General features: G+C 56.6%; 23 protein-coding genes and 1 tRNA gene. 21 read left to right on the top strand and 3 right to left on the bottom strand.

What is annotated here, in order from left to right:
• Positions 1 to 201: 201 nt before the first annotated feature.
• The 3 genes from FC75_RS07935 to FC75_RS07925 are packed head-to-tail and all read right to left on the bottom strand — an operon-like array spanning position 202 to position 2,208.
• Positions 202 to 1,482: a PTS ascorbate transporter subunit IIC gene (locus tag FC75_RS07935; protein ID WP_056989585.1), complete on the bottom strand. Its 1,281-nt coding sequence runs from the start codon at positions 1,480 to 1,482 to the stop codon at positions 202 to 204.
• Positions 1,479 to 1,757 carry a PTS sugar transporter subunit IIB gene (locus tag FC75_RS07930; RefSeq protein WP_056989584.1) on the bottom strand — a complete coding sequence of 93 codons (279 nt, stop codon included), beginning with the start codon at positions 1,755 to 1,757 and terminating at the stop codon, positions 1,479 to 1,481. Before FC75_RS07930 ends, FC75_RS07935 begins: the two co-directional genes overlap by 4 nt.
• A 1-nt stretch (position 1,758) precedes the next feature.
• Positions 1,759 to 2,208 carry a PTS sugar transporter subunit IIA gene (locus FC75_RS07925; protein ID WP_056989583.1) on the bottom strand — a complete coding sequence of 150 codons (450 nt, stop codon included), beginning with the start codon at positions 2,206 to 2,208 and terminating at the stop codon, positions 1,759 to 1,761.
• 550 nt (positions 2,209 to 2,758) lie between these two features.
• On the opposite strand from FC75_RS07925, the gene FC75_RS12675 reads away from it, so the two are divergent.
• The 21 genes from FC75_RS12675 (at position 2,759) to FC75_RS07825 (ending at position 25,568) form a co-directional block, all read left to right on the top strand.
• A tRNA-OTHER gene (locus tag FC75_RS12675) sits at positions 2,759 to 2,846 on the top strand.
• 133 nt (positions 2,847 to 2,979) lie between these two features.
• On the top strand, positions 2,980 to 4,209 hold the full coding sequence (locus FC75_RS07920; protein ID WP_056989582.1) for a carboxylate--amine ligase: 1,230 nt from the start codon (positions 2,980 to 2,982) through the stop codon (positions 4,207 to 4,209).
• Positions 4,210 to 4,212: 3 nt separating this feature from the next.
• Positions 4,213 to 5,223, top strand: a complete 1,011-nt coding sequence (locus FC75_RS07915; protein ID WP_054663944.1) for a lipid II:glycine glycyltransferase FemX — start codon at positions 4,213 to 4,215, stop codon at positions 5,221 to 5,223.
• Between the two features lie 127 nt (positions 5,224 to 5,350).
• Positions 5,351 to 6,361 (top strand): lipid II:glycine glycyltransferase FemX, encoded by a 1,011-nt coding sequence (locus tag FC75_RS07910; protein WP_054663941.1) that lies wholly within the window; start codon positions 5,351 to 5,353, stop codon positions 6,359 to 6,361.
• Between the two features lie 82 nt (positions 6,362 to 6,443).
• The gene (locus FC75_RS07905) at positions 6,444 to 6,767 is read left to right on the top strand and encodes a thioredoxin family protein (protein WP_054663938.1); all 324 of its coding nucleotides are present in this window, start codon (positions 6,444 to 6,446) and stop codon (positions 6,765 to 6,767) included.
• Positions 6,757 to 7,500: a threonine/serine exporter family protein gene (locus FC75_RS07900; RefSeq protein WP_082397755.1), complete on the top strand. Its 744-nt coding sequence runs from the start codon at positions 6,757 to 6,759 to the stop codon at positions 7,498 to 7,500. The genes FC75_RS07905 and FC75_RS07900 overlap by 11 nt, the downstream gene beginning before the upstream one ends.
• 15 nt (positions 7,501 to 7,515) lie before the next feature.
• Entirely contained in the window at positions 7,516 to 7,974 is a 459-nt protein-coding gene (locus tag FC75_RS07895; protein WP_056989581.1) for a threonine/serine exporter family protein, read from the top strand.
• A 299-nt stretch (positions 7,975 to 8,273) separates the two neighbouring features.
• Positions 8,274 to 9,944, top strand: coding sequence for an alpha-glucosidase (locus FC75_RS07890; RefSeq protein WP_056989580.1), 1,671 nt, complete (start codon positions 8,274 to 8,276; stop codon positions 9,942 to 9,944).
• Complete coding sequence (locus FC75_RS07885) at positions 9,941 to 11,683, top strand: glycoside hydrolase family 13 protein (RefSeq protein ID WP_056989579.1); 1,743 nt, start codon at positions 9,941 to 9,943, stop codon at positions 11,681 to 11,683. The genes FC75_RS07890 and FC75_RS07885 overlap by 4 nt, the downstream gene beginning before the upstream one ends.
• Positions 11,684 to 11,794: 111 nt before the next feature.
• Positions 11,795 to 14,056, top strand: coding sequence for a glycoside hydrolase family 65 protein (locus tag FC75_RS07880; RefSeq protein ID WP_056989578.1), 2,262 nt, complete (start codon positions 11,795 to 11,797; stop codon positions 14,054 to 14,056).
• Positions 14,049 to 14,729 carry a beta-phosphoglucomutase gene (pgmB, locus tag FC75_RS07875; RefSeq protein ID WP_056989577.1) on the top strand — a complete coding sequence of 227 codons (681 nt, stop codon included), beginning with the start codon at positions 14,049 to 14,051 and terminating at the stop codon, positions 14,727 to 14,729. The genes FC75_RS07880 and pgmB overlap by 8 nt, the downstream gene beginning before the upstream one ends.
• A gap of 6 nt (positions 14,730 to 14,735) precedes the next feature.
• Entirely contained in the window at positions 14,736 to 15,863 is a 1,128-nt protein-coding gene (locus tag FC75_RS07870) for an ABC transporter ATP-binding protein (protein WP_054663928.1), read from the top strand.
• Positions 15,864 to 16,019: 156 nt separating this feature from the next.
• Positions 16,020 to 17,258, top strand: a complete 1,239-nt coding sequence (locus FC75_RS07865; RefSeq protein WP_054663925.1) for an extracellular solute-binding protein — start codon at positions 16,020 to 16,022, stop codon at positions 17,256 to 17,258.
• A 58-nt stretch (positions 17,259 to 17,316) separates the two neighbouring features.
• Positions 17,317 to 18,675 carry a carbohydrate ABC transporter permease gene (locus FC75_RS07860; protein ID WP_056989576.1) on the top strand — a complete coding sequence of 453 codons (1,359 nt, stop codon included), beginning with the start codon at positions 17,317 to 17,319 and terminating at the stop codon, positions 18,673 to 18,675.
• 4 nt (positions 18,676 to 18,679) lie between these two features.
• Entirely contained in the window at positions 18,680 to 19,537 is an 858-nt protein-coding gene (locus FC75_RS07855) for a sugar ABC transporter permease (protein WP_054663922.1), read from the top strand.
• A gap of 183 nt (positions 19,538 to 19,720) precedes the next feature.
• A complete protein-coding gene (locus FC75_RS07850; protein WP_056989575.1) occupies positions 19,721 to 20,677 on the top strand; it encodes a LacI family DNA-binding transcriptional regulator in 957 nt (318 codons plus the stop codon).
• Between the two features lie 336 nt (positions 20,678 to 21,013).
• Complete coding sequence (locus FC75_RS07845; RefSeq protein WP_054663919.1) at positions 21,014 to 22,207, top strand: ABC transporter substrate-binding protein; 1,194 nt, start codon at positions 21,014 to 21,016, stop codon at positions 22,205 to 22,207.
• A 63-nt stretch (positions 22,208 to 22,270) separates the two neighbouring features.
• Positions 22,271 to 23,149 (top strand): branched-chain amino acid ABC transporter permease, encoded by an 879-nt coding sequence (locus FC75_RS07840; protein ID WP_054663916.1) that lies wholly within the window; start codon positions 22,271 to 22,273, stop codon positions 23,147 to 23,149.
• A gap of 2 nt (positions 23,150 to 23,151) precedes the next feature.
• A complete protein-coding gene (locus FC75_RS07835) occupies positions 23,152 to 24,126 on the top strand; it encodes a branched-chain amino acid ABC transporter permease (protein ID WP_054663912.1) in 975 nt (324 codons plus the stop codon).
• A complete protein-coding gene (locus tag FC75_RS07830) occupies positions 24,095 to 24,877 on the top strand; it encodes an ABC transporter ATP-binding protein (RefSeq protein WP_056989574.1) in 783 nt (260 codons plus the stop codon). Before FC75_RS07835 ends, FC75_RS07830 begins: the two co-directional genes overlap by 32 nt.
• Positions 24,870 to 25,568 (top strand): ABC transporter ATP-binding protein, encoded by a 699-nt coding sequence (locus FC75_RS07825; protein ID WP_054663908.1) that lies wholly within the window; start codon positions 24,870 to 24,872, stop codon positions 25,566 to 25,568. Before FC75_RS07830 ends, FC75_RS07825 begins: the two co-directional genes overlap by 8 nt.
• The last annotated feature ends 101 nt before the right edge of the window (positions 25,569 to 25,669 follow it).

Here is a 25,669-nt window from a genome sequence, read left to right as displayed (position 1 = left end):
AACGCCGAGAGTAGTTGGTGGGTGACTGCCTGCGAGGGTAGGAAGCTGCCGCGCTTACAGTAAGGACCGAGTAATCGGTCCTTTTTTGATGTCCTGATAATCTCTGGCCCGGGTTGGCCCCAAAGACTTGAGTCAGTCGCCAGACACAAAAATGGTCGCATCGCTGCGGCCATTTTTGTGTCTGTTGATCATCATGAGGGACTAGTGGAAAAGATGAAGCAGGAAGCCCAACGCTGGTCCGTAAACGCAGTAGTCGGTTTCACTCAGGATCCGCATGATCGGCGCGTAGGTGCCGACCATGCCAAGCAGAAAGGCCTGACCGAAAATGAGCAGGAAGCCGTTCGTGAGGCTGCCGATGATGGCACCGCGGCGACCACCGTGGGCGTCGCCGAAAATCGCAGTGGCCGCGCCGGTAAAGAACGTCGGAATGAGGGCCGGGAAGACAACGGTTGGAAAATGAAACGCTGCCAGCAGCACCATCCCGATCAGCCCACTCGCCAGACTGCATAGGAAACCGACAATGACCGCCATCGGGTACTGAGGAAACAGCAGTGGGACATCGAGGCCCGGCGTTGCGTTCGGGATCAGTTTCTTGGCGATCCCGTGGAAGGCCGGAATCAGTTCACTCAGCATCATGCGCACGCCGGTGATAATGATGGTGATCCACATCCCGAACTGAACTCCTTGCGTGATGGCGTAAAGCACAATGTCTTTGCCGCCAGCAACATGAGTCATGGTCCAGGTCGGGCCGGCGAACAGACCGAGGAAGAAGAACAGCAGCGTCATGACCAACGTCAATGCGATCGTCATTTCCCGCAGGAAGCCGTACTTGGCGGGGATTTTCAAATCCTCAATACTTTTACTCTTATTGCCGAACAATTCGCCTTCAATCGAGGCGATCAGGTCACCGCTTGAGCTGGAGTGCGCCAGCGTGAACCCCTTGGCGCCGCGCACTGGTTTGATGCAAATGGCGACATACCAGCAGGTGATGGTCATGTATAGTCCCAAAATGATGGCGCCAACACCCACCTGCGCCGCCATGGAAAGGCTCGTGTTGTACTTAAGCAGACTGGCGATCAGGCCGGCAAAGAAGAAGGAGACGTGCGGGGAAAGGTGAACGTACTTCAGCGGGGTAAAGCGCGCCATCAACAGGTTGACGACGAAGCCCAAGGCGAAAATCAGCGCCATTTCCGTGCCAATGGCAGCTAGGCTTTGGCCTTGCACCGCGCCGATGTTGCTGGTGTTCTCCGGGGCTTTCATCCCAAAAATGTGGGAGATCAGGCCCGTCAGCGGCATGAGTGCGGTACCCAGCGTCTGGCCGCCGACGTTGATCATGGTGAAGCCGATGACGGCCTTGATGGTGCTCGGCAGGATCTTGGATACCGGCTGACGCATCAGCGCCATCCCGAGGATCACGACCAGTCCAATGATGATCATTGGCTGGCTCAGCACGTTGTTGATGAAGTAAAGGAGAAAGCTCATGCCTGTGCCCCCTTTACCAAGGCCATGATCTGCTTTTCCATGGCGTCTTTGTCCAGCAAATTATCCAGGCGGATGATCGGCGTCGTTGTGTGCAGCAGTGAGGCAAAGTCGCTGGTCGTGATCACGCCGTCGTACAAGTCAGGGGCGACGGAGCTGATGTCCGCGGCCTCCACGGTGCCGTCAATGTGATGATCGGCTAAAATTTCCTCGGCAAACATTTTTTCCATGACGCTGGACCCAACGCCGGCGCCGCAAACTGTCACTAGTTTTAGCATATTAGTTCTCCTCCGTAAGTATATTCAATACCGTTTCCTTGGTGGTCGCTGCGATTACCTGATCGACAACGCCTGACCTACTCAGCCGCTGGGCCAGTTGGCCGAGCGCGGCCAAGTGACTAGCCTGATCCGGTGCTGCCAGGGTCAGCACCAGCCTGACCGGATCGTTGCGTTCGTGGCCAAAGTGCACCGGAGCGGCCAGCGTGATGACGCTGACGCCAGCAGTCAGCACTTCACTGGGGCTGGCCGCGTGTGGCATCGCCACCCCAGGGGCGATCACAAAGTAGGGCCCAAAGCGCGCCAGATTGGCCTCAATGGCCTCGGCGTACCCGGCAGTGGTGCGCCCGGCCGCGTGCAGCAGATCGGCGCCGGCCTGGATGGCGGCCTCGCGGCTGTACAGCGAGACTTGAAGCTGAATCAAAGCTGGGGTGATCAATTCTTGAAGTTTCATTTTTTCCTCCCGTTCGCCGAATCGCTTGTCGGAGCAACAAAAAAGCCGCCCAAGACAGAAGTCTAACTTCTGTCAAGGACGGCAAAGAGGCCGCGGTACCACCTTGATTCGACCAGGGAACACCCAGTCGCACTTAGCGCAGGGCAAACACCCTGCCGGCAGCTGACGTGTGCCTCAACGTCCATCCTGACTTGCAATGCTTTTGGGACGGCCCTCAGTGGTCCATTTGACGATCTGCGTTCGGGAGCACTCTCAGCTGCGGCCCCTCTCTGTGCGTGCACAATCGTTTTGATCTCCACTTCCACGGTTTGATTCGGTTGTTTTTAGTTAAGGCAGAGTTTAGTCATTCGGCGGGGCGGGGTCAAGTGTTTTCACCGCAAAAAAGTCAGGATGAAACTTTTCTTACCGGCGCAATTGTTGGCATGACAGGAATCACGGTCACTGAAATAAATGAGAAAAAATATTTATTCCGTGAGAATTTCATGATGTTTTCATGAAGGCCGTTTACATTGCTCGGCGTGGGTCATATACTTAATACTGTTAGTGAGATGGAGAGTTGGCAGAGCGGTAATGCTGCGGGCTGCTTGCAGCCTGTGAGCGCAGAAATGCGTAGGGAGGTTCGACTCCTTCGCTCTCCTTCAGTCGACCGCCTTGGGAAATTTCCTGAGGCGGTTTTTTTATTGTTAAAGCCGGACGCGCAACCTTGCCCGCACGGGGAGTTGTGCGATAATGAACACTGTAACTAAGCCTGCATATCAAAAGGAGTTTACTATGGTAGATACCAGTCAAATCATTCCAGTTCTTGTCGGCACCGATGTCAACATTTACGGCATGGCGCGCTCATTCCACGAAGCTTACGGCGTCAAAAGTCACTGCATCGGCGTGGCTGCCTTGGCGATGACCAAGGATTCGCAGATCTGCGACGTGACGGTCGTCGACCACTTCAAGGAAAACAAGGAATTTGTTGCCGCGCTGCTCGACATGGCGAAAAAGTACGGCAAGCCTGGCGTCAAGCCGATCCTGATCACGGCGGGCGACGAGTACACGGAGCTGGCCATTCGCAACCGGGCCGCGCTTGAAGAGACATACATCATCCCGTACCCAAGCGTGAAGGTCCTGGACAGCGTCTACTACAAGGACCACTTCTACCAGCAGTGTGAGGAAAATCACCTGCCGTATCCCAAGACAGTGGTAGTCAACCAGGAGAACTACGAGCAAAAAGTGGCTGACCTGAAGCTGGCATTCCCGGTCGCGATGAAGCCCGCCGATGCGGCGCAGCAGATCGCCATGGATTTCCCCGGGCAGCGCAAGGCGTACAAGTTCACGGCCAAGGAGCAGATCCTGACCATGCTGAAGCGGACGTATGACGCCGGTTACCGCGGCAACTTCCTGCTGCAGGACTTCATTCCCGGCGGCGACACCGCGATGTACACGATCAATTTCTACGCGGATCTGGATTCCAACGTTCGGCAGATGACGATGGGCCGTCAGTTGTTGCAGGATCCGTCCGATTTTCTGGTCGGCAATTATGTCGCCACCTTCATCGAGTATCATCAGGACATCGAGGCGCGTCTGGCCAAGTTCATTAAGAACATGGGCTACACCGGTTTTGGCAACTTCGATCTGAAGTATGACGTGCGCGACCAGGAGTTCAAGCTGATCGAGCTGAACCCGCGCCAGGGCCGCAGCGGCTTTTACACCACCGCGTCTGGGCACAACCTCATCAAGCCGATGGTCGAGGACCGCGTGTTCCACCAGCCGTTCACGGCGCCTGAGCTGGCCAAGAACGATTACCTCTGGCTGGGGGTCAATCCGGACGACGCCGTGGCCAATGTCACCGACCCCGAGATTAAAAAGCACATGCAGACGCTAATCGATGCTGGCAAGTGGGGCAACACCCTGGAGTACCCGGCGGACAAGAGCTTTCTGCGCAATCACCGGATCAAGAAGTACTACGCGAGCTACAAGGCCCGCTTTGCTGCCAAAAATGAAGGGAAGTAAACAATGCCAATCGTTGATTTGAACAATGCTGAAGACGTTGCCCGCTACGAGAAATTCGTTGAAGACGCCCCGTACACCTCGGTGACCCAGTCTGTCGCCTGGTCAAAGGTCAAAAACAACTGGTCCCCGCTGTACGCTTACCTGGAAAAGGACGGCGAAATCACCGCCGGCATGTCGATCCTGACCGTCACCGACAAGGCCGGGAACACGTTTGCCTACTGCAGCAAGGGCCCGGTGTGCGACCCGACTGACATCGACACCATCGATGCGTTGGTCCAAGAGGCGCTGCCTGAGCTGAAGAAGCGCAACGCCTTCCTGCTGCGGATGGACCCGGAGCTGGATTACACCGATGAGCTGAACGCCGCTTTTCAGGCGCACGGCTACGTGACCCGCAACCGCAAGTTTCACGGCAATCATGACACAATTCAGCCGCGGTTCAACATTGTGCTGGACATTAAAGACAAGGACATCGATGGCGTAATGGCCACGATGACCGGCAAGACCCGCACCAAGATCCGCCACGCGATGCGCAGCGGCGTTGAGGTCGAAGTGGGCGACGGCGAAAAGCTGATGCCGGAATTTTTCGAGGCCTACAAGACCATGAGCGAGATCCACGGCATCACCTACCGGCCGCTGGCATACTTTGACCGGATGTCCGAGGCCTTTGCCGGCAAGGACCAGATGAAGGTCTTCATCGCCCGAGTCGATGGCCAGCTGCAGGCGTCGGCGATCGCGTTTGCGTTCGGCGACAAGGTCTGGCACATGTACGGCGGCTCCATGCGGATCAAGAATTCACTGATGATCCCCTACCTGCTGCAGTACGAGATGATCAACTGGGCCTGCCAAGAAGGCAAGGCCAAGTACGACATGGGCGGCGTTTGGGGTCTGGACAACGACGACGGGCTATACCGCTTCAAGCACCCGTTTGCCCCAGACACGCCGGTGCATGAGTACATCGGCGAGCTTGACTATGTGATGGATCAAGCCGCGTACAACGAATTCACGAAGGAATAAACCCGAGGGGCCGTGACGACACGGCCTTTTTTGTCGGGTTTGCCGCCAACTTGCGGTTGGAAAATGATAAACTAGTTTGGATGTCAACGCCCAGGATCGACCTGGGCGTCATTCTTTGGAGGAAACTATGCCCATTATTGATCAGCACCAACCGGCGGCCCTGGCCGCTTATGAAGCTTTTGTTGAGGCCGCGCCTTACACCAGCGTGACCCAGTCGATCCACTGGGGTGAAGTGAAGAACAACTGGTCCCCGCTTTACGTGACCTTGGAAACGGCGGGGAAGATCACCACTGCCATGTCCATCCTGACGACCACCGACCCCAGCGGGGATGTTTTTGCATACTGCAGCAAGGGCCCAGTTTGCGACCCGACCGACCTTGATACCATCGACGCGCTGGTACAAGAGGCGCTACCGGCGCTGCGGGCGCGCGGGGCGTTTCTGCTGCGGATGGATCCGGAGGTGCCTTACAGTGATGCACTGAACGCTGCCTTTCAGCAGCGCGGGTACGTCACGCGCAACCGGCAGTTCCACGGCAACCACGACACCATCCAGCCGCGGTACAATTTTGTCATCGACATTCAGGGTAAAACAGTCCAGGACGTGATCGCCGGGATGAAAAGCAACGAGCGCACCAAGATGCGCCACTCGCTGAAAACCGCCGTCGAAGTCAAAACCGGGGAAAGCCAGCAGCTGATGGACGACTTCTTTGAGACTTATCAGGCGATGAGTGAGTACCACGGCATCACGTACCGGCCGGCCGCTTACTTTGAGCGGATGGCGACCGCGTTTGCCGGCACCGGCCACCTGAAGGTCTTAAACGCCTGGCACGAGGGCGAGCTGCACGCCAGCGCCATTGCGTTTGCGTATGGCGATAAGGTCTGGCACATGTACGGCGGCTCCAAGCGGATCGAAAACCGGCTGCTGGTGCCTTACCGGCTGCAGTACGAAATGATCGACTGGGCCTGCCAACTGGGCAAGGCCAAGTACGACATGGGCGGCGTCTGGGGGCTGGACGACAGCGATGGCTTGTACAACTTCAAGCACCGCTTCGCCCCGAACCAGGCGGTGTCCGAGTACCTGGGTGAGATCGACGATGTCCTCGATCAGGCCGCCTACGACCGTTTCACCAAAGGCTAGACGGACTGGTCTCGGCGTTGCCGCGGCTATTCAAAGCACCGAAGGCAATGCTACAATCAACAAGCGAAAGGACGGGATGAGGATGCCGACAGCAGTGACCAGTACGACAATGACCAAACACCTGGGCAAGGGCCTGACCGTGGTGGATCTGTGGGCCGAGTGGTGCGGTCCGTGCAAGATCCTGAGCCCCTTGCTTGCCGAGCTGGAGCAGGAGCTGCCGATGCGCGTGCTGACGTTGAACGTCGAAGGTGACACCGCCGTGGCCGACCAGTTTCACGTGCAAAGCATTCCCACAATGCTGCTGTACTGGCAGGGCAAGCCGGTGGAAAAAGTCACTGGCGCGTACCCCAAGGCCAAGCTGCGCGCACACTTCACACAGTTTTTGGAGGCCCATGATGGAAAATGAGCTGCTGAGCACGTGCCTGCTAGCCGGACGCATCATGATCGAAGGCGGCAGTGAGATGTACCGCGTCGATGACACCATGACCCGCATCGCGCAAAACGCCGGCGCCCACTCGGCGCGCGTGTTCACCACGCCCACCGGGCTATTCATCGGCATCGACGGGCCGGCGACGGTGCAGATTGCCCCGGTGTCGCAGCGCGGCATCGATATGGAAAAAGTGGCCGGCGTGAACAACCTGTCGCGGCAGTTTGCGGCCGGCCAGTTGACGCTCAGCCAGCTGCACCAGGCGCTGGAGACGCTTGACGCGCACACCCCGTTTTTTCCGGTGTGGCTTCAGATCATTGCCGCCGGGTTGTGCTCGACGACCCTGATGGTGATTTTTGCCCAGACTTACGACTGGTTCGACATGCCGCTGGCGGCAATTGTCGGCGCGCTGGGGTTTGCCGCCTACTACAAGGTCTCCAGCCTGACCAAGCTGCAGTTCATTTCCGAACTGGTGGGCGCGTTTGTGGTTGGGCTGACCGCCTGGCTTGGCGTGCGGCTGGGTGTCGGCCGTGACATTAACAACATCATCATCGGCGCGGTCATGCCGCTGGTGCCGGGCGTGGCGATCACCAACTCGATCCGTGACATGCTGGCGGGGCACTTGCTGTCCGGCATGGCGCGCGGGATGGAGGCCATCCTGTCGGCCTGTGCCATCGGCGTCGGGATCGCGATCATTTTTCGGTTTTTCTAAGCAAGGAGGGGCGCTATGCCGTTAGCACTGCAGGTGGTGGTTCAGGTCAGCTTCTCGTACCTGTCCACCGTGGCCTTTGCCATTATCATCAACGTGCCACACAAGGCGCTGAACCTCGCCGGGTGGGCTGGCGCGGCCGGCTGGCTGGTTTACTGGGTCCTGATGCAGCTGAGCACCGGCCGCATGCTGGCCAATCTGCTTGGGGCGCTGACCATCGGGCTATGCGGGATCGTGTTTTCCCGCGTCAAAAAAATGCCGGTGATCATTTTTAACATTCCCGGCTTGGTGCCGCTCGTGCCCGGTGCGACGGCCTATCAGGCGGTGCGCGCGCTGGTGCTTGGCGACCTGAATCAGGCGCTTTCGCTGACGTTTCGCGTCGCCATGGTCGCCGGCGCGATCGCGGTCGGGTTCCTGCTGGCCCAGCTGGTGGCGGAAATGACCTACCGCAAGCCTGCAAAACCTTCTAAAGCGTGATATAATGATTGCATGCGATGAGTCGAGTAACCAGTAATGGTGAAAGGTCAGCTGATCAGTCGGGCACATCCCGACACCCAGCGGATTCCGGGGATCAGTGGTCTTAGGTTGTGGAGCCAGCGGACCTGACTGGAAACAGTTCTGACATATGCGCGTGAACCAGGATCAAACTTGGCTCACGCGCTTTTTGTGTGGGCAAAAACGGGTCAGGGCCGGTTTTTGATAGCGGTAACATGGCCTTGATGCTTGTCGGCAGTGGCCGCCATCCCCTAAGCTGATAAGCGAAAGGAAGGGTGAGTATGGGCGCTTGGTATGAGCACGCAATTATTTATCAGATCTACCCCAAGTCGTTTCAAGACAGCAATGGCGATGGCATCGGGGACTTGAAAGGCATTGAAAAGCGGATCCCCTATCTTCAAGCGCTGGGGATCAATACGGTGTGGCTGAATCCGCTCTTTGTTTCCCCCCAGGTGGATAACGGGTACGACGTGGCCAATTACTATGCGATCGACGAAAGCATGGGGACCATGGCGGACATGGAGTCACTGATCGCCGCCTTTCACCGCGCGGGCATTCACGTGCTGCTGGATTTTGTCCTCAATCACACCTCGGACCAGCACCCGTGGTTTCAGGACGCAATTCGCGACCCTCACAGTATTTACCGCGACTATTACATTTTTGAGGGGGAAAAGGGGCAGCGGCCCAACAACTGGGGCAGCTTCTTTGGCGGGTCAGTCTGGGAGCCGGATCCTGCAGGGACCGGGCAGTCGTATTTTCACTTGTTTGATAAGCGGATGCCAGACTTGAACTGGGCCAATCCCGAGGTGCGGCAGGCGATGGGAGATGTCGCGGAATTCTGGCTAGCAAAAGGCATCGACGGGTTGCGGCTGGATGCGTTTATTCATATCGCCAAGGCAAACTTGCACCAGGATTTTCCGGCGGACAATGCCGAGCCGGTCGTCGCCGAGCCGTTTTTTGCGAACTTACCGCAGGTCCAGCAGTGGCTCAGGCCGTTTTGCCAGCGGCTTCGCAGTGATTACCCTGACGTCTTTTTGCTGGGGGAGGCGTCGTCTGCGGATCCGCACTTGGCAGTAGACTACACCGCACCGCATAACGGGTTGATGGATTCAGTGATCACGTTTCGCTACTTCACTGATGACGAGTCACACCTGGATCCGCGACTGTCGGCGGCGTTTCAGCCCAAACCGCTGGATTTTGCCGCCTTCAAGCACGATCAGCTGATTTGGCAGCAGGTCTTGAGTGGGGTGGCGGCGCCGACGTTGTGGTGGAGCAACCACGACCTGCCGCGGCTGCGGACACGGATTGCGAAAAATGAGACCCAGGCCCGGTCACTGGCGCTGCTCATGTACCTGCAGCGCGGCATCCCGGTGATTTATTACGGCGATGAGCTGGGACTGCAGAATCTTGAATTTGACTCCGTGGCCGCCTTCCATGACCAAACTGTGGCGCCGTTTATCGCGCAGGCCAAAGCGGCGGGCCTGACAGAGGCGGCGGCGCTAAAGCTGGTATCTCAAACGCATAAATTACCGGCGCGCGGGCCAATGCCATGGGATAACACGCCACATCACGGCTTTTCAACCGCCACGCCATGGCTGACAGGACGAGAAGCCGACAGCACAAGTGTTGCCCAGCAAGCAGGGGCCGCCGGGAGCATGCTGCAGTTTTATCGGCAGCTGATTGCACTCAAGAAGCGCCCGGTGTTCCAAGACGGCGATTACCTCATGCTGACGACGCCTGACCATTTGTACGTGTATCAGCGCCAATTAGGGTCGACGCGCGCACTGGTGGCGGTGGCACTCACCGGCCAGGCCGGAGCGCTGACGCTGCCGGCAGGGGATTATCAGCCGCTGTTAGCCGCGGGCGAGACGCACCTCGACGGCAATCAATTAACGCTGGCCCCATACGCTGGGGTGGTTTTGACAACTAACGAAGGAGATCAATCAAAATGAATACTGCAGCACTGCGGCACCGCCCGGAAAGCGAAGATTGCTATTTGTACACAGAAGGCTTACTGACGTTGCACTTCCACACCGCCAAAGACGACGTCGCCAAGGTCTCGCTGATTTACGGTGATCCTTACCTGACCGTCTTGGATCCGGCGACCAAGAAAACGGTTTGGCGTTACCAAACATTGGCGATGCGCAAAATTGGCACTGGCCAAACTGAGGACTACTGGTCGGTTGACCTGCGGATGCCTTATTCGCGGCTACAATATCAGTTCTTGGTGGAGGGCAAAGATGGTACCACGCTTCTTTACTCCGACCGGGGGCTGCGCGAGGATACACCGGCAAATCGCACTGAAAATGTCTTCAGAATGCCGTACTTCCACGAGCTTGACCGGGTGAAAACGCCTGACTGGGCAAAGGAAACGGTGTGGTATCAGATCTTTCCTGAGCGCTTTGCCAACGGTGATAAGCACAACGACCCGGAGGGCACTAAACCGTGGCGGCCAGCTGATCATCCAGGCAGAGAGGATTACTACGGGGGCGATCTGCAAGGGGTGCTCGATCACCTGGATGATCTGCAGGCGCTTGGGGTCAATGGGTTGTACTTCTGCCCCTTGTTCACGGCGGCGTCCAATCACAAGTACGACACCATTGATTACTTTGATATTGATCCGGATTTTGGCGACAAGGCGCTGTTTGCCAAGCTGGTTTCAGAGGCGCATCAGCGCGGCATGAAAGTCATGCTGGATGCCGTCTTTAACCACATCGGCGAGCACAGTTTGCAGTGGCAGGACGTCCTGAAAAATGGGGCGGACTCAAGGTTTGCTTCATGGTTCCACATCAGTAACTACCCACTCACGCCGTTTCACGATCCCAACCGCGGTGAGGGCAAGCCTCAGTACGAGACTTTTGCGTTCGAACCTCACATGCCCAAGCTCAACACGGCCAATCCCGAGGTTCAGGATTACCTGCTCAACGTGGCCACATACTGGATCAAGACGTTTGACATTGATGCTTGGCGGCTCGACGTGGCCAACGAGGTCGATCACCACTTCTGGAAGCGGTTCTATCAGGCCACTCAGCGGGCCAAAAAGGATTTCCTGATCATCGGCGAGGTTTGGCACTCGAGTCAGCCGTGGCTGAACGGCGACCAGTTTTCCGGGGTCATGAACTATGCCTACACTGAGCAGATCGAGGACCATTTTCTCACCCACAAGCTGAGTGCCAAGAGCCTGGTCGAGCTGCTGACGGATCAGCTGATGATGTACCGCCCGCAAAATGATCAGGTGATGCTGAATATGCTGGATTCTCACGATACCGCCCGGCTGCTGACGGTGGCACACGGGGATGAAGATTTGGCGTTGCAGGCACTGGCCTTTACGTTCACCCAAACCGGTATGCCGTGCATCTACTACGGCACGGAAATGGGCATGGCCGGCGAAAATGACCCCGACTGCCGCCGGCCAATGGACTGGTCTAAGCTCAACGGGCCCGTCTGGCAACGCGTCCATGCGCTGATCGCCTTTCGTCGTAAGTACGCCAAGACGCTGGGGCAGGGCACTACCCGGCTCACGGTCACGCCAAGCGGCCTGATCAAAGTTGTCCGCGCAGGCGACGCCCAGATCGTGGCGTACTTCAACACGACCGCCAAGCCCGTTGCGCTGGCCGCAACGCCGGCGCTGGCCCAAGGCTATCAGGCCGGCCAGCTAGCACCAAAAGGCTTCGTTTTGGCCGCATTGTGAGATCTTGATAGCGGTAACAGAATATTCGCCCTACAAAAAGCGCTTTCACCACGAGATAATCAAGTTGTAAATCAGTGAACCGCCACGGCGGTGCAATTGGGGATATGAATGATGAAACGGATTTTTGAAATCGACCCGTGGCTGGTCCAAAGCCACGAACTCCATCCGCAAGAGATGCGGCTGCAGGAGAGCCTAACGGCGATCGGCAACGGCTACATGGGGATGCGAGGGAATTTTGAAGAAGGGTATTCCGGCGATCACTTGCAGGGGACCTATTTAGGCGGCGTGTGGTTTCCTGATAAAACCCGCGTCGGCTGGTGGAAAAACGGCTACCCCCAATACTTTGGTAAAGCGATCAACGCCCCAAGCTTCATCGGCATCGGCATTCGGATCAACGGCGAGAAAGTTGATTTGGCAACCGGCAAGTTCCGCGATTTCCGGATCGCGCTGGATATGCACCAAGGCTTGCTGACCCGCACGTTCATTTATGAAGTCGAGTCGACGACCGTTCGCCTGACCTTCCGCCGCTTCTTATCCAACGAGATCAAAGAGGCCGGGTTGATCGAAGTCGTTGCGCAGGTGCTCAGCGGCCAGGCAAGCATCGATTTTGCCGCCACGCTTGACGGCAATGTCAGCAATGAAGACAGCAACTACGATGAACGCTTCTGGCAGCCGGTCGAGGAAGACGCCCAGGCGCAAAACATTCAGCTGATCACCAAGGCGAACCCGTACCAGGTGCCACGGTTCACGGTCCTGCTCAAACAAGCGCTGCGGCTGAATGGCAAGCCGGTCCAAACCACAAATGAAACGGCAAGCGGCCTCGCGACCGCCCGCGTTTCTACCACCTTGAACGCCGGTCAAAGCGTCACATTGGAAAAAGATGTCATTGTGCTGACCAGCCGGGACGTGGCGCCGGACAAGCAGCCGCAAACCGCAACGGCGTTGATGACGCAGCTGCAAACCGAGTCCTTCGATCAGCGGTTGGCCAGGCACACGGCCATTTGGGCCAGCCGCTGGGCGCAAAGCGATGTGGTGATTGACGGTGATGATGCAGCCCAGCAGGGAATCCGGTTCAACATTGCGCAGCTGTTCATGACCTATTACGGCGAGGACAAGCGGCTCAATGTGGGGCCCAAGGGCTTTACCGGTGAGAAGTACGGTGGCGCGACCTACTGGGACACTGAAGCCTATGTCGTGCCAATGTATTTGGCGGTGACGCCGCCAAGTGTGACTCGCGCGCTGCTGGAATACCGGCATGATCAGTTGCCCGGCGCTTACCACAACGCGCAGCAGCAAGGCCTTAAAGGGGCGCTGTTTCCGATGGTGACCTTTAACGGTATCGAGTGTCATAACGAGTGGGAGATCACCTTCGAGGAGATTCATCGCAATGCGGCGGTGGCGTTTGCCATCTATCAGTACACGGCATACACCGGCGATGAAAGCTACGTCAATCACGACGGCATGGAAGTGCTGATTGGCATCAGCCGTTTCTGGGCTGATCGGGTCCACTTTTCCAAGCGCAAGGGGTGCTACATGATCCACGGCGTGACCGGGCCGAACGAGTACGAAAACAACGTCAACAATAACTGGTACACCAACACCATGGCGTCATGGGTGCTAGAGTACACGCTGGCGCGCTTGCCCAAGGCCGATCCGGCCGTGCTGGCGGCGCTTTCGGTGACCGAAGCAGAAAAGGCGCACTGGCAGGACATCATTGATCGGATGTATTACCCGGTCGACAAGAAGCTAGGGATCTTCGTCCAAAACGACACCTTCCTGGATAAAGACTTGCAGCCCGCCAGTGCGATTCCTCAGGATCAGCGTCCCATCAATCAGCACTGGTCCTGGGATCACATTTTGCGCAGTCCGTACATCAAGCAGGCCGATGTTCTTCAAGGCATTTACTTCTTGAACGACCGCTTTACGCGCGAGCAAAAAGAGCGCAACTACGATTTCTACGAGCCGCTCACTGTGCACGAAAGTTCGCTGTCGGCCTCGATTCACGCCATTTTGGCAGCGGAGTTGGGTAAGCAGGAAAAGGCGGTCGAACTGTACCGGCGTACGGCGCGTCTAGACCTGGACAACTACAATAACGACACCGCCGATGGGCTGCACATCACGTCGATGACTGGATCATGGCTGGCCATCGTGCAAGGCTTTGCCGGCATGCGGTACGATCACGACCGGCTACGCTTTAAGCCGTTTTTGCCGAAGCAGTGGACGCATTACAACTTCAAGCTGACCTACCGCGGGCGGCTATTAGCCGTCGACGTGGGGCAGAAGACCTTGATCACGCTGCTTGAAGGCGAACCCCTCGACATTGACGTGGCTGGCCAACCGGTTCATCTGGTAAAGGAGGGTCAGCATGCTTAAGGGATTGTTGTTTGATTTAGATGGGGTGTTGACCGACTCCGCCAAGTATCACCTGCAGGCGTGGAACCAGCTGGCAGCGGACCTCGACATTACGCTGCCGCCTGAAGCCAACCAGCAACTGCGCGGCCGCTCGCGGCTGGATTCCCTGAATTTGGTGCTCAGCTATGGTCAGCAAGAGAATCGTTACACGAACGAGCAGAAGGCGGCATTTGCCAAGACCAAAAATCAGATGTATCTGCACCTGATCCAGGCCATGACGCCGGCAGACATTTTGCCCGGCATCACCGCCTTGCTCGCGGCGGCCAAGGCCGCAAGGCTCAGGATGGTGATTGCTTCTGCGTCCCGCAATGCCCCTGTGATCTTGAACCGGCTCGGGTTGGCCCAGCAGTTTGACGGCATCGTGGATCCGGCCACTCTGCATCACGGCAAACCCGATCCGGAAATCTACGAGCGGGCGCAGACCCTGGCGGGGCTTGCTACTACTGAAGTCGCAGCGTTCGAAGATGCTGCGGTGGGGGTGGCGGCGATTAAAGCCGCCGGCCAGTTTGCCGTTGGCATCGGCGACCCGGCAGTCCTGCATCAGGCGGATTACATTGTGCCAAGCACAGCGGACCTGAAGCTCGAGGAGATTCAGCGTGCTTATACTGCGTGGCTGGAAAGAAAGGAAGCATGAGGACAAATGGTTGAGATCGATCTGGACCACCTTTATAAAAAATACGACGATGGCGAAGATTACTCGGTTGAGGATTTTGACCTTCACATCAAGGATAAGGAGTTCATCGTTTTTGTCGGCCCTTCCGGGTGTGGCAAATCCACGACCTTGCGCATGATCGCCGGTCTGGAGGACATTACCAAGGGCGAGTTGAAGATCGCGGGCAAGGTCATGAATGACGTGGCGCCCAAGGACCGCAACATCGCCATGGTCTTTCAGAACTACGCGCTGTATCCGCACATGACGGTCTACGACAATATGGCTTTTGGACTCAAACTCCGCCACTACAAGAAGGCGGATATTGATGCCCGCGTGCAAAATGCGGCAAATATTTTAGGCCTCAAGCCGTTCTTGGACCGGAAACCGGCCGCCCTTTCAGGGGGTCAACGCCAGCGGGTCGCACTAGGCCGTGCAATTGTGCGGGATGCGCCCATCTTTCTCATGGACGAACCGCTTTCCAACTTGGACGCCAAGCTGCGGGTCTCGATGCGGGCGGAAATTGCCAAGCTGCACCGGCGCCTGAACACCACCACGATCTATGTCACGCATGATCAAACTGAGGCGATGACAATGGCGGACCGCGTGGTCGTCATGTCTGTCGGCCACGTTCAGCAAATCGGGACGCCCTCGCAAGTCTATGAGAATCCGCGCAATAAATTCGTTGCGGGGTTCATGGGGTCACCGTCGATGAACTTCTTCAACATGACATACCAAAACGGCGTGGTGTCCGATGGCAAGAGCGTCACCCTCAAAGTGCCGGAAGGCCGGGCGAAGATCTTGGATGATCAAGGCTACAACGGCAAGGAGCTGATCTTTGGCATTCGGCCCGAGGATATTCACTCCGAGCAGGCATTTCTGGACACCTGGCCGGATGCGGTGATTGATTCGACAGTCACAGTTTCTGAACTGCTCGGGGCCACGGAACAGCTTTACTTGAAGGTTGACGACACGGAATACATCGCCAACGTCAACGCCCGCGATTTCCACAGTCCTGGGGATGCCGTCAAAATGGGGTTTGACGTCAACAAGGCGCACTTCTTCGACAAGGACACCGAGATGGCGATCACCAAGGAGCCAGTGCCGCTTGAAGGGTAGTTTGTCCGCCATGCCGCACTGGCGGACTGGGTGTCAAAGACACCGATTGGGTTGCGGCAGTCAGAGGGTTACCGCAGACGGTAGCCGTCTGCAAAACAGCGTTCTTTCTTCACTAGGGTTCAGGCTTTATAAAACATTTTTGGGAGGAATATCATCATGAAGTTATGGCAGAAGTTTGCTTTAGGCAGTACTGCACTTCTTTCAGCCACGGTTCTGGCTGCTTGCGGCAATTCCGGTTCCAGCTCCTCAAGCAGTAGCTCAGGTAAAAATGGCGTCTCCGGTTCGGTTAAACTGTGGGTCGACAACACGCAGGTCAGCTCCTATAAATCCATTGTGAAGGACTTCAACAAGAAGTATCCGGATGTGAAGGTCAAGGTCACCCAAAGTCCAAACGGGTCCTCAAACGCGAAGACCGATGTCGCCAAGGACCCATCGAAGGCGGCTGACGTGTTCGAAGTGCCGAATGATCAGCTCGGACAAATGGCGTCTGCGGGGTACATCAACCCAATTTCGCCGGATGCGACTAAGGTCATCAAGAAGGACAACGTCGAAAGCGCCGTCAAGGGCGTGACCTGGAAGAACAAGCTTTACGCTTTCCCATTCGCGATGCAGGCCCAGACGCTTTACTACAACAAGTCTAAGCTGAGCGCTGAGGACGTGAAGGATTGGGACACGATGACCGCCAAGAGCGTTGTGGCCACGGACTTTACGGTGCCGTATAACGTTTACCCGATCTTCCTGTCAGCCGGCACCTACATGTACGGTAAAAACGGCGAAGACCTCAAGGGCACCAACGTCAACACCCAAGAAGGGGTCAACGCGATGAAGTGGTACGCCGCCCAAAAGAACAACAAAGGGGTCATGCAGACTTCTAACGTGCTGAACCAGCTCAAGTCCGGTAAGGCCGGCGCTATTCTCGACGGTCCTTGGGACGCGGTAAACATTAAGAAGCTGTTGGGCAAGAACTTTGGCGTTGCGCCATACCCAACCATCACCATCGGGGGTAAGAAAGTCCAAATGCAGGCCTTCCTTGGGATTGAAACCTTTGCGGTCAACTCGCACACTTCAACCAAGAATCAAAAAGCCGCAGCAACGCTGGCTCAGTACATTACCAACAAGGCCTCGCAGCTGGTCATCTACAAAGACCAGGGTCAGATCCCGGTTGACAAGTCGGCCCAGCAGACGGCAACGTTCAAGAAGAATCCAGTCGCGGTCGCAGTTAAGACCATGTCACAGACTAGCCACTCCACTTTGATGCCAAAGATGCCTGAAATTGCCACTCTTTGGGATCAGGCCGCACCACTGATCAACGGTGCATACAGCGGTTCGATCAAGCCTGCAGATTACATGACCAAACTGACAGCATTCCACAATGCGGTTTCCAAGGCTAACTAGTCGCTGAAGTTGATGGTTGAGCTTGACCAATCTTTGCACGTAAAGGAGAAGGTATCGTATGTTCAGGAGAAAAAATAAGCTCCCACCGGCAGCGACCTATCGAGAAGTCTGGCGTAAAGGCGATTGGACGACGAAACTCTCATTCTTTGTGATGGGGGCCTCCGCCTTAAAAAATCGCCAGTGGGTCAAGGGCGCAGCGTTTCTGATCACTGAGGTGGCCTTTCTGATTTGGCTGGTGTTTAGCGGGATCTCCTCGCTCAGCATGCTGAGCAATTTGGGGACGCTCAAAACCAAGAAGGTCGTTTACGATCAGTCACAAGGGGTCTATTTGACCAAACTGCCGGATAATTCTGTGGTCATTCTGTTGTTCGGAGTGCTGGCAGTGATCCTGCTGATCGCAATGGTGGGCTTGTACTGGGTCAACCTGCGTTCAACAAGAAAACTGTACGTGTTGAACCGGGACCATGGTCACATTGAAACTAATGGCGAGGAGTTAGCGTCACTGCTTGATGAACGACTGCACAGTGTCCTGCTGGCGATCCCAATTGTTGGGATTGTGGCGTTCACCATCTTGCCCACGGTGTACATGATTTCAATGGCGTTCACCAACTATGATTCCCACCATTCGATCGGATTCTCCTGGACAGGCTTTCAGGCTTTTCACAACGTGCTTTCCGGTGACCTTGCGGGAACGTTCTTCCCGGTGTTGGGTTGGACGTTGATCTGGGCGGTTTGTGCCACGGCGACGACGTTCTTCTTCGGCGTCCTGCTGGCGATGCTGATCGAATCCAAGGGCATCAAGCACAAGGCGTTCTGGCGGACGATGTTCATCATTGTCTACGCGGTGCCGCAGTTTGTTTCCTTGCTGATGATGGCGCAGTTCCTCGACCTGCAAGGGCCGCTGAATAACCTGCTGCTATCCTGGCACTGGATCGCCAAGCCGATCAACTTCATCGGCGCCTCTGCGAAGCCGCTGGTGGCCCGCATTACGGTCATCGTGGTCAACATGTGGGTCGGGATCCCGGTTTCAATGCTGGTGTCCACGGCGATCATTCAAAATCTGCCGGAGGATCAGATTGAGGCTGCCCGGATGGACGGTGCCAATCCGTTCCAGGTCTTCAAGTCGATCACTTTCCCGCAGATCCTGTTTGTCATGGCCCCTTCGCTGATCCAACAGTTTATTGGGAATATCAACAACTTCAACGTGATTTACCTGTTGACCGGCGGCTATCCGATGAACAACAACTACAGTGGGGCTGGTGACACCGACTTGCTGGTGACCTGGTTGTACAACTTGACCTTTGGCCAGACGCAGCGGTACAACGCGTCAGCGGTCTTAGGGATCCTGATCTTCATCATCAGTGCGGTCTTCTCACTGTTTGCTTACCGGCGGACGAATGCTTTCAAGGAGGGCTGAGATTATGAAATCATACAAAGCACAGCGTCACCTTTCGCTGAGCCTCCGCTACATTCTGCTGGCCGTACTGGTGGTCGTTTGGCTGTTTCCAATCGTTTGGATCATTTTGGCGAGTCTCTCGTATAACAATACTGGCTTTGTGTCGACGATTTGGCCGGAGAAATTCACGCTGAGTAATTACACGGGAATGCTACTCAATAAGCAGTATCCGTTCCTTGACTGGATGCGTAACACACTGCTAGTGTCCACAGTGTCGATGATCCTGTCGACCTTCATCACCATTTCCGTTGCTTACACCCTGTCCCGGCTTCGCTTCGCCTTTCGGAAGAAGTTCTTGCAGATTGCCTTGATTTTGGGGATGTTCCCCGGGTTCATGTCCATGATCGCGCTGTATTACATTCTGAAGAGCTTCAACATGCTGAATCTGGCCGGCCTGACCATGGTTTATGTCGGTGGTGCGGGGCTGTCGTTCTACATCGCCAAAGGGTTCTTTGATACCATTCCGCGGTCGATCGATGAGGCGGCGGAGATGGATGGGGCAACTAGGTGGCAGGTCTTCCTGCACATTGGGTTGCCGCTGTCCAAGCCGATGATTGTTTATACGGCGCTGACCACCTTTATTGCCCCGTGGGTCGACTTCATTTTCTCCGGGATCATCCTGTCTTCATCGGGGAACCCGAAGAATTACACGATTGCATACGGGTTGTATAACATGCTGCACAGCGCCAAGGGTACCTCGACCACGTTCTTCACCCAGTTCATTGCCGGGTGTGTCATGGTCGCGGTCCCAATCACCATCCTGTTCGTGATCATGCAGAAGTTCTACGTCAACGGGATCACCGCCGGAGCGGACAAGGGTTAAGTCAACCAGTACTTGAACCACGCTGGGTGAGTTGATCTGCATTCAGCCAAGGCCTCCAACCTTGAGGGATCTGACTGGCAACGGTCAGGTCCCTTTGACTGTCCAGCTGTCCCAGAGAAGCAATGCGGCCGGTTGGTGTAAAATAAGGTTGTCAGCGAAACGCGCAATTATCGGGAGGGTATCATGGTTACTTTGTCAGATGTCGCCAAACAGGCCAATGTGTCAAAAATGACGGTTTCGCGGGTCATTAATCATCCTGAGCAGGTCACGCCTGAGCTGCGCTGCCTGGTCGAAGAGGCCATGACCGCGCTGAACTATCACCCCAACGCGGCGGCGAAGGCCCTGGCAAATAACCGGACCAACGTGATCAAGGTGGTGATCCTCGAAGACATTGACACGACGGAGCCGTACTACATGAGCCTTATCTTCGGGATCGCCAAGGGGCTGGACAAGGAAGGCTATGCCCTGCAGCTGGTGACTGACCGGGCACACCTCACTGGTGGCAATCGTGCCGATGGGTACATTGTGACCGGTGAGCGGGCCAGGGATATTCCCCTGCTCGAACAGCTGAATCAGCCGTTTGTCATTTTCGGTGAGAATCGCTACGGGTTTGACTATATCGACAGCGACAACAAGGCCGGTACCGCGCTGGCGACCAATTATGCCCTCGCCAAGAATTATCAATCCATCGTCTTTATCGGGTTGGACGTGAAGGAGTCCTTTGAGTACTCCCGCGAGGCGGGGTACATCAACACCCTGCAGCAGCATAAAAAAATCCCGCAGATTTACCGGTTGGCCAACCATTCACGCGTGTCTCAGGCCTTCATTAACGAAAACTGGCGCAAATTCGCCCCGGATACCTGCTTCATCTGTGCCTCGGATCGCATCGCAGTGGGCGTGGAGCGCGGGATCATCGAAAATGGCGGCGATGTCCCGCGCGACTTTGGCATCATTGGGTTTGATGGGGTCTTTCTCGATCAGGTGGCGAACCCTCAGCTGACCACCGTGAAGCAGCCAGTTCAGCAGCTCGGGGAGCTGCTGGCGCGGATGCTGCTGCAGAAGCTGGCCCAAAGTGGCGCGCAGCAAGGGGAGTTGCTGGTAACACCGGAATTGATCACGCGTGGCAGCACGCGTGAGTAACAGGATCGATCCGTATCGGCGAGCGTCGGTACGGATTTTTTTAGCAAATTTTCAAATAGCGGTTGACCAGAATGAGTAGTTGGTGTAAATTCTAATCATTAACTAATTTAGGAAAGGGTGAGTTTCATGAAACTATCAATTAATCAGTTCTGTGCGACTCGCTTCTTCCGCAGTTTGGCCTTGTTGTTGCTCGAGTAGGACCCGCTCCGTTAGCGCAAGCTGATGTGAACAGGTCCTCATTCGCGTGCTGATGGGGCCTGTCGGATGCGGCCTCATCAATGATGGGGCCATTTTTTATGAAAGCACCTGACAAGTTGGAGAAAAGGGAGATCAGTCATGAAGATTTCAATGAGAAAAATCATACTCGGCGCCATTACTGCTGTGAGTGCCATTACACTGGCAGGCTGCGCGACCACGACCGCAGGGGACAAAGGCAACTCAAGCACTGGCAACACCGTTAAGATCGGCATGAACATGGAGTTGTCTGGTTCAGCAGCCGGCTATGGCAATCAGATGAAGCAGGGCTTCGATCTGGCCGTCAAGCAGATCAACGCTGATGGCGGCATTAAGGTCAACGGCAAGAAGGTCAAAATCAAGACCGTGATCCGCGACAACAAGTCCACGACCTCCGGCTCCAGCTCCGTTGCCGCTCAGCTCGCCGGCTCCGACAGCGTTTCCGCCATCGTCGGCCCGGCAACGACCAACGATGGCACCGCGGCAATCCCGAACATCACCAAGGCCAAGGTGCCATCCGTTTCGCCAAGTGCGACGGATCCGGATTACACCCTGCAGAAAAATGGGAAGGTCCAGCCATACGTGTTCCGGGCCTGCTTTGAAAATAACTTCCAGGGCGAAACAGCTGCGCACTTTGTCGACAACACCCTGAAGGCGAAGAACGTGGCGATTCTTGAGGACAACTCAAGCGATTACGGCACTGGTCTGGCGAAGGCCTTCAAAGGCGCCTTCAAGGGCAACGTCGTATCGACGCAGTCATTCTCAGAAGGCGACAAGGACTTCAACGCCCTGCTGACCGGCATCAAGAACAAGAACATCAATGCGATTTATGTGCCGGGTTACTACTCCGAAGTCGGCCTGATCATCAAGCAGGCCCGGTCCATGGGCATCAACGTGCCGATCATCGGCTCTGACGGCATGGCGGACCCCAAGCTGGCCGAGATCGCCGGCGATAAGAACGCCTCCGATGTTTACTACACCACGCCATTTTCCACCAAGTCCGGTTCCACAAACAAGATGGCCGAAAGCTTCATGACCGCCTTCAAGAAGCAGTACCATACCGATGCGCCGACGTTCTCCGCGCTGGCCTACGATTCCGTGCTGATGATCAAGCAGGCGATCGAAGACGCGAAGTCTACCGACTCTGTCAAGATTGCTCAGTCCCTGGCCAAGATCAAGCACATGCCTGCCGTGACCGGTGAAATGACCGTCAACAAGACGCACGACCCGGAAAAGCCGATCATGATCGAAAAGCTGACCAACGGCAAGGTCGTTTCCGCTATTGAACAGAAGTAATCGTTAACCGCTGCATCGGCCGGCCAAGTCGGCTGATGCACACTTACCTGAGGAGGCGCTCTCGTGCAAACCTTTTTCCAGCAATTGATCAACGGCCTGAGCCTTGGCAGCATTTACGCGCTGCTGGCGCTGGGCTACACCATGGTCTACGGGATCATCAAGCTGATCAACTTTGCGCATGGGGACATTTATATGATCGGTGCCTTTTGGGGCTACTATGTGATCAACCATTACCACGTCGATTTCGGCGTGGCTTTGGTGTCTGCAATGGTCGTCTGTGCCGCGCTGGGGATGCTGATCGAGTATCTCGCCTACAAGCCGTTGCGCAATTCACCGCGGATCACCGCGCTGATTACGGCGATCGGCGTGTCGTACTTCCTTGAAAACGGCATGTCGTTTCTCTACGGCGCCAATACGCGCAACTTCCCGCAGGTCGTGGCCTCGCACCGCTTTACCGTGTTCGGTGTGACGGTGACCAACATTCAGCTGCTCATCGTCACCGTCTCCCTGGTCCTGATGGTGGCGCTGCAGCTGATCGTGCAGCACACCCGGATGGGTACGGCGATGCGCGCCGTGGCCGTTGATCAAGAGGCGGCCGAGCTGGTCGGCATCAATCCGAATCACGTCATTTCGTTCACCTTCGGCCTGGGCTCCGCCTTGGCCGGCGCGGCCGGGGTCCTCATCGGGCTGTATTACAACTCGATCGACCCGCTGATGGGCATGGTGCCTGGGATCAAAGCCTTCGTGGCGGCGGTCGTCGGCGGCATCGGCTCGATCCCCGGCGCGGCGCTGGGCGGCTTTCTCATTGGCATGCTGGAGACCTTTGTGCAGGCGATTGGGCTGTCAGCGTACAAGGATGCAGCCGTTTATGTCGTTCTGATCGTCATTCTGGTCGTTCTGCCGGCTGGGATCTTTGGTAAAAACGTGAAGGAGAAGGTGTGAGCATGGCAGCAAGATGGAAAGCAGCACTGGTCTGGCTGGCGATCGCAGTTGCCGGCTTCTACCTGATCAATGAGCTGATCGTGATCGGTGTGATCAACAGCTTCATCGAAAACATGCTCGTCACCATCGGCATCAACATCATTCTGGCCACCGGACTGAACCTGATCATTGGTTTTTCCGGCCAGTTCTCGCTGGGTCATGCTGGCTTCATGGCCCTTGGGGCTTACGCGACAGCCATCATCACCCAGTACCTGGGCAACGCGCTCGGCTTTTACCTGTCCATGGCCGTGGGCGTGGTGGTTGCCATGATCGTCGCCGTCATTATCGGCATTCCCACGCTGCGGCTGCGCGGCGATTACCTTGCCATCGCGACCATGGGGGCGGCGGAGATCATCCGGGTGGTGCTGAACAACCTGAAGATCACCAACGGCGCGGCCGGCATGTACAACATTCCGGCGCTGGCCAACTGGCCGACCGTGTACGTGCTGGTGTGCCTGACGACGTTGATGATCGTCAACTTTGCCCGCAGCCGGGCCGGTCGTGCGATTCAGGCGATCCGCGAAGACGACATTGCCGCCGAGGCCGTGGGCATCAACCCGACCAAGTGGAAGCTGGCGGCGTTCGTCATGGGCGCAGCCACCGCAGCCATTGCGGGCTCGTTGCACGCAGTTTACATTCAGACCATTGCGCCAAGCGATTTTGGCATCATGAACTCGATTTCGATCCTGATCATCGTGGTGCTGGGTGGCGTTGGCTCAATCACCGGGACCTTCGTGGCCGCGACTGTGCTTGGCGTGCTGGACACTGTCCTGCAAAGCTTTGGCACACTGCGGATGGTAATCTACGCGCTGGCCTTGATCTTAATCATGGTCTTCAAGCCAAGCGGGCTGCTCGGCCGCTACGAAGTGTCCATTCGCAAACTGTTTGAGAAGAAAGGAGCCCGCCATGGCACTGCTGACAGTCACGAATCTGAGTAAAAAGTTCGGCGGTCTGGACGCCGTTTCCAACGTTGACATGCACGTGGACGAAGGCGAGCTGGTCGCCTTGATTGGCCCCAATGGCGCGGGCAAGACCACGTTGTTCAACATGCTGACTGGGGTGATCCCGCCCACGTCCGGCAAGATCTCACTGACCACCGCCACCGGCACCATTTCGCTGCTCGGCCACAAGCCGTACCAGGTGGCCAAGCTCGGCCTGGCGCGCACCTTTCAAAACATTCGGCTGTTTGCGAACCTGTCCGTTCGCGATAACCTGCTGGCGGCGATGACTCATCGCTACACGGAGAACTTCTTCGCGGAGATCCTGCGCCTGCCGGCCTACTACAAAAAAGAGGCCAAGGTCGGGGCCTGGACCGATGCCCTGCTGCGCGAGTTTGACCTGACCGACGTGGCCGATGTGGATGCCGGCAACCTGCCGTACGGGACCCAGCGGCGCGTGGAGATTGCGCGTGCGACTGCCACCTCGCCGCGAATCATTTTTCTCGACGAACCGGCGGCGGGGATGAACCCCGAGGAAACCGCCGCGCTGATGAAGCTGATTGGCAAGCTGCGGTCTGACTTTCAGTTGACGGTCGTCCTGATTGAGCACGACATGAGTCTGGTCATGAACATCGCCGAGCGCATTTACGTGCTGAACCAGGGTAAACTGATTGCCGAAGGAACGCCGGCTGCGATTCAGAAGAATCCGGCCGTGATCGACTCGTACTTGGGGGGTGGCGTCCATGCTTAAAGTGGCCGGACTCAAGGTCAACTACGGCGCCATTCAGGCCGTTCAAGGTGTCGACTTCACCGTCAATGACGGGGAGATCGTCACGCTGATCGGGGCTAACGGCGCGGGTAAAAGCACGATCCTGAAAACCATCAGCGGGCTGCTGCGGCCCAGTGCTGGCACGATCACGTACAATGATCAGAACCTCGCCAAGCTGTCGCCGTCCAAAATCGTGGCGGCCGGCATTGCGCAGGTGCCGGAAGGCCGGCACGTGTTTGAGGGCCTGACCGTCGCCGAGAACCTGCGCATGGGCGCGTACCTTTCGCCCAAGACACGCGATGAGCAGCTGAAGTCGGTGTACGAGCAGTTTCCGGTGCTGAAAGAACGCCGGAGTCAGGACGCGGCGACGCTGTCCGGCGGCGAGCAGCAGATGCTGGCAATGGGCCGGGCCATGATGGCCAAGCCCAAGCTGCTGCTGCTTGACGAGCCCTCCATGGGGCTGGCGCCGATTTACATTAACAAGATTTTCGACATCATCAAGCGCATTCACGCTCAAGGCGTCACGGTGCTGTTGATCGAGCAGAACGCGGCGCAGGCGCTGCAAGTCGCCGACCGCGGCTACGTGCTCGCCAGTGGCCAAGTCAAAATGAGCGGCACTGGTCAGGCGTTGTTGGCCAACGACGATGTCCGTGCAGCATATCTTGGCGGCTGATGGTGTTGTTTGGGTGCCAGTGCAAAGTCTGTTTCCTTGTGGAGCAGGCTTTTTTACTGCCTAAACGAAAAATCGCCGCGCGCCGGTGGGTTTGCCAACTG

This window comes from Lacticaseibacillus camelliae DSM 22697 = JCM 13995 (assembly GCF_001436615.1).
Classification (GTDB): domain Bacteria; phylum Bacillota; class Bacilli; order Lactobacillales; family Lactobacillaceae; genus Lacticaseibacillus; species Lacticaseibacillus camelliae.
The sequence above is the reverse complement of the archived record's forward strand: the minus strand, read 5'-3'. Positions and strand labels throughout refer to the sequence as shown.